The organism is Halopseudomonas salina, from assembly GCF_008641105.1.
Map to the genome: position 1 here is coordinate 906 of NZ_VTTI01000035.1, position 284 is coordinate 1189.

The 284-nt window shown below is 60.9% G+C and carries 1 protein-coding gene; it reads right to left on the bottom strand.

Annotation, left to right across the window (positions count from 1 at the left end):
• A partial coding sequence (locus tag FZF01_RS19315; protein WP_150279460.1) for a transposase occupies positions 1 to 284 on the bottom strand: 284 nt, incomplete at both ends.

Consider the following 284-nt stretch of genomic DNA (forward strand, 5'->3'; position numbering starts at 1 on the left):
TGCCCATGCAGCGCCCGCTCAGCCTCGATCGCCCGGTCGAGATCGGCCCAATAGTCGGCACGCGACTTCTCGATCATGGCAAGATCGTACTTGCCCTTGTTGGCATTGGCCTTCAGATGCGTCGAGTCGGTATAAAGCACCGTGCCGTCTACCAGCTTGTGGGCGATCGCCTGTTCGACGATATGGTCGAAGATATCCTGGGCCACCGATGTGTCGCTGAAGCGCCGACGCCGGTTCTGGCTCAGCGTCGAGGCGTCGAACACGCCATCTGCCAGCTTCAACCG